Origin of the sequence: Fodinibius sp. (assembly GCF_041642155.1) — a bacterium.
Lineage (GTDB): Bacteria > Bacteroidota > Rhodothermia > Balneolales > Balneolaceae > Fodinibius.
Window position 1 is genome coordinate 1 of the sequence record NZ_JBEPWZ010000256.1, and the last position, 4,384, is coordinate 4,384.

Annotated in this window: 5 protein-coding genes and 2 pseudogenes; all 7 read left to right on the forward strand. The window is 48.2% G+C overall.

The genetic code is table 11. The annotated features are described in order from the left end of the window. Window positions 1-404, forward strand: a pseudogene (locus ACESLU_RS12150) (glucose-6-phosphate isomerase); the annotation flags it as partial. Next, a complete protein-coding gene (locus ACESLU_RS12155; RefSeq protein WP_372638917.1) occupies window positions 397-1,065 on the forward strand; it encodes a deoxynucleoside kinase in 669 nt (222 codons plus the stop codon). The pseudogene ACESLU_RS12150 and the gene ACESLU_RS12155, both read left to right, overlap by 8 nt. Window positions 1,066-1,111: 46 nt before the next feature. After that, on the forward strand, window positions 1,112-1,618 hold the full coding sequence (locus tag ACESLU_RS12160) for a DUF177 domain-containing protein (protein ID WP_372638918.1): 507 nt from the start codon (window positions 1,112-1,114) through the stop codon (window positions 1,616-1,618). 24 nt (window positions 1,619-1,642) lie between these two features. After that, window positions 1,643-1,822, forward strand: coding sequence for a 50S ribosomal protein L32 (rpmF, locus tag ACESLU_RS12165; protein ID WP_073065333.1), 180 nt, complete (start codon window positions 1,643-1,645; stop codon window positions 1,820-1,822). A gap of 21 nt (window positions 1,823-1,843) precedes the next feature. Then, window positions 1,844-2,827: a phosphate acyltransferase PlsX gene (plsX, locus tag ACESLU_RS12170; RefSeq protein ID WP_372638919.1), complete on the forward strand. Its 984-nt coding sequence runs from the start codon at window positions 1,844-1,846 to the stop codon at window positions 2,825-2,827. A gap of 12 nt (window positions 2,828-2,839) precedes the next feature. Continuing rightward, window positions 2,840-3,834: pseudogene (locus ACESLU_RS12175) on the forward strand (beta-ketoacyl-ACP synthase III). A 47-nt stretch (window positions 3,835-3,881) separates the two neighbouring features. After that, the coding region (locus ACESLU_RS12180) for an ACP S-malonyltransferase (protein ID WP_372638920.1) at window positions 3,882-4,384 on the forward strand (503 nt) is incomplete at its 3' end.

A 4,384-nucleotide genomic window follows, 5' to 3' on the forward strand; every position in this document is an offset into this window, starting at 1 on the left:
ATTCTACCGATTTACACAGTTTGGGACAGTTTATCCAGGAGGGGACGCGCACGATGACGGAAACTTTTTTGTGCGTGAGATCGATAAACGATAGCCCGGAGGTCCCGGAACAGCGGCAAAATCATGATGGACTGAATTACCTGGCCGGACGCTCGTTCCATGATATCAACAGCAGGGCTTTTGAAGGGACCATAGCGGCCCACCACGATGGGGGCGTGCCCTGTATAGCAGTGACTATGGACCAGCTCAATGCCCAGCACCTCGGAGAGCTCATCTATTTGTATGAGCTGATGACGGCCGTCTACTGCTACAGCCTGGAAGTGAATCCTTTTAACCAGCCCGGTGTTGAATTCTATAAGAAAGAAATGTATCACTTGCTGGGTAAAAATCAGAGGCATGGCTAAAGACAATAACGACGTACTTGCCGGTGAATCGGCTTCCGATAATCTTAAATTTATTTCGATTGCCGGGAATATCGGGGCGGGCAAATCATCACTAACGGGCTTGCTGGCTAAGCACCTGGGATGGGAGGCGGTATACGAATCTGTGGATAATAACCCCTATCTTGCTGATTTTTATGAGGATATGCGCCGATGGAGCTTTAATCTTCAAATCTATTTTCTGTCCAGCCGGTTTCGCCACCAAAAAAAGATGCTTGAGAAGGGGGGACGGGTGGTACAGGATCGCACGATCTACGAAGATGTGGAGATCTTTGCTAAAAATCTGCATGAGATGGGACTCATGAGCGATCGCGATTTCAGCAACTACCATGCACTGTTTGAGGAAATGATAAACTACCTGAGGGCTCCCAACTTATTAATTTATATCCGCGCACAGGTGCCGACCCTGGTCGAGCAGATTCAGCAGCGCGGACGCGATTATGAAAATACCATTCGCATCGAGTATTTAGAACGCCTGAACCGGCTGTACGAAGATTGGATCGAACGGTATCCCCACGAAAAGCTGATTATTAATACCGATGATCTGGATTTCGTGAACAATGACGAGGATATGGGCCGTATAATAGAATTGGTAGAGCAACGTTTATTTGGGCTGTTTAATTGATTGCAGGTAAATCCAAATATTCATAACTTTGCAAGCTATTACTGTTATGTCAAAACTTGAATTTAACATAGTTGAAATACCCGAAGGGGAAAGCCGGAGAAGCGTCGGGCTGACCGATGAAGATCTGGATATGTCGCCCTACGATTTCAAGGGTGCGGAAGTTGATCTTCATTTTTACCGGACGATTCACTTTATACGGGTCAATTTTCATGTGGATGCCGAGGTAGAGCTGACGTGTGATCGTTCGCTTGAATCCTATATTCAGCCGGTGGCTTCCGATTATGAAGTTCTGTTTAAAGTAGATGTACAGGAAGAAACAGAAAACGAAGATGGCGCGGTACGCCGATTTAACTTCTCGTCGAACACGCTCAATATCGAAGGAGAAGTTCGCGATACCATCATGTTGAATATCCCAATTAAAAAACTGCATCCTAAATTTCTTGACGAGGAAGGCAATCCCAGGGAATTTGAAACCAGAAAATATGGAGAAGTTGAGGAAGAAACCGAGCAGATAGATCCCCGGTGGGAAAAATTAAAGAAACTTAAGAATTAACAGAAACACTATTATAATTTTATAATGGCACATCCAAAACGCAGACATTCATCTTCACGAACAAATAAGCGGCGTTCGCATCATAAGATCGCCGAACCTACCCTTGCTGAATGTCAAAATTGTGGTGCATATCACAAGTATCATCATATTTGCACCGAGTGCGGTTATTACCGTGGCCGGCAGGTATTAGATGTAAACAAATAATTTTATCCTAATTCCTTTTTCATGGTTATTGCTGTAGATGCCGCGGGGGGAGATCATTATCCCGAAAGCCCGGTACAAGGTGCTATTGAAGCTATCAATGAAACATCTGAGCTTACCATTATGCTGGTTGGCCCCGAAGATGTGGTCAGTGATGAGCTTGCCAATCATGATTATGACCGGCAACGCATAAAGGTACAGCACGCGCCTGAAATCATAGAAATGGATGAATCCCCGGCTCAGGCCGTCAAGACAAAACAAAAATCGTCGATTGTGACGGGCATCGGAATGCACCGGGCGGGCGAGTGCCACGCCTTTGTGAGCAGTGGCAATACCGGAGCCTTGCTGGCTGCATCCACTTTTCTTCTCGGAAAGCTGAAGGGAGTTTCGCGTCCCGCTATCGCGGCTATATTCCCCACGATTAAGGGTGTGCGGCTGGTGATGGATGTGGGTGCCAACCTGGAAGTACGTCCCGATATGTATCCCCAGTTTGCCCGGATGGGAGCGATATATGTTCGGGAAATTATGGGTGTGGATAATCCCAAAGTGGGACTTCTGAATGTCGGTGAGGAAGAAGAAAAAGGTACGGATAACTTGAAGGAGGCTTTTCAGAAGCTTGACAGGCTCCCAAATTTTGTGGGCAATGTGGAGGGAAGAGATATTTTCAACGCCCGCGCGGATGTATATTTGTGCGATGCGTTAGTGGGTAATATCCTTTTGAAATTTGGCGAATCGATTCCCGACGCCCTGGGAATCTTTATTAAAAGAGGAATTAAAGAATTGGAGATGGGACCCGAAGAAGCGCAGCTGGTGGGCAAGGTGCTGAAAACCTCTCTCAAAGAGTTTAATCCCGATCGCGTGGGAGGGGTCCCCTTCCTGGGAGTGGATGGGGTCAGCATGGTGGGACACGGCAGCAGCACCCCGCGTGCCATAAAGAACATGATATTGAATGCAGCCAAATGCGTTGAATACAATATCAATGAAAAAATTGTAGCATCTCTCAATTAAACAATCCCTTGCATGGCGGAAATTAGACGAGCAGGAATTACAGCTGTAGGACATTATTTGCCTGAGCATAAGCTGACAAACAGCGACCTTGAGAAAATGGTCGAAACAAATGATGAATGGATTCGGACACGAACGGGTATTGAAGAACGGCGTATTTTAAAGGATGAAGACAAAGCGACCGCATTTATGGGGGCGGAGGCGGCCAAAGAAGCGCTGGCGCGTCGTGGCGTAGAGGCCGAAGAGATCGACCTTATCATTCTGGCCACGGTGACGCCCGATTATTTGTTTCCGGCTACAGCATGCCTCATCCAGGAGTACATCGGGGCCCAAAATGCTTACGGTTTTGACCTGTCGGCGGCTTGTTCAGGATTTTTGTATGCCCTTTCAACCGGTGCCAACTTTATAGAATCGGGACAGGCGGAAAAAGTACTGGTTATCGGATCCGATAAAATGAGCTCTATTGTGGATTATACCGACCGGTCGACCTGTATTCTGTTTGGTGACGGGGCCGGGGCCGTTCTGTTGGAAGCCTCGGGGGACGAAACGGGACTTATCGATTATATTCATCATGTGGAAGGCGATACGGACGGCGCGCTGACCCAGCCGGCGGGAGGCAGCAGAAATCCCGCTACGCAAGCGACGGTAGCCAACCATCTTCATTATATAAAACAGGATGGCCGTGCCGTTTTTAAAAAGGCTACGGTAGGCATGGCGGATGTGGTTTCCGAAATTATGGATGCGAACGAACTGACCGCTGATGATGTGGCCTGGCTGGTCCCGCACCAGGCAAATTTGCGTATTATTGACGCGACCGCAAACCGCATGGGCCTGGAGCGCGATAAAGTGATGGTAAATATCGACAAGTATGGCAATACCACTGCTGCAACAATCCACTTTGTCTGTATGACTGGAAAGATGAACTTGATCACGGCGATAATTTGATCCTTGCTGCCTTCGGCGGTGGCTATACGTGGGGAGCAATTTATATGAAATGGGGGATAACATAATGGCTACGGCATATCTTTTTCCTGGACAAGGGTCTCAATTTGTTGGGATGGGGCGTAATCATTACGAAGAAAGTGATGTATTCGCTCGTTATCTGGATCGCGGCAATGAGGTGTTGGGCTTTGATTTAACATCTATCATGTTTGAGGGTCCGGCGGAAAAGCTGAAACAAACCGAGTTTACCCAGCCGGCTATTTTTATCCACTCGGTTGCGTTGTATAATACCCTGGATGCGAGGCCGGATATGGTGGCGGGACACAGCCTCGGTGAGTTTTCCGCTCTGGTTGCATGCGGGGCCGTTGCTTTTGAAGAGGCGCTGCGTGTCGTTCGCCGGAGGGGTGAGCTGATGCAGCAGGCCGGGGAAATAAACTCCGGTACCATGGCTGCGGTGATCGGCATGGATGATTCGGTCGTGGAAAGAATTTGCAGCCGTGCCTCGCAAATGGCGGGGGAAGAAGTCGTACCTGCCAATTATAACTGTCCCGGACAGGTGGTTATTTCCGGTCATGTGGAGGCGGTTGAAAAAGCGGTTGCATTGTTGAAAGAGGAAGG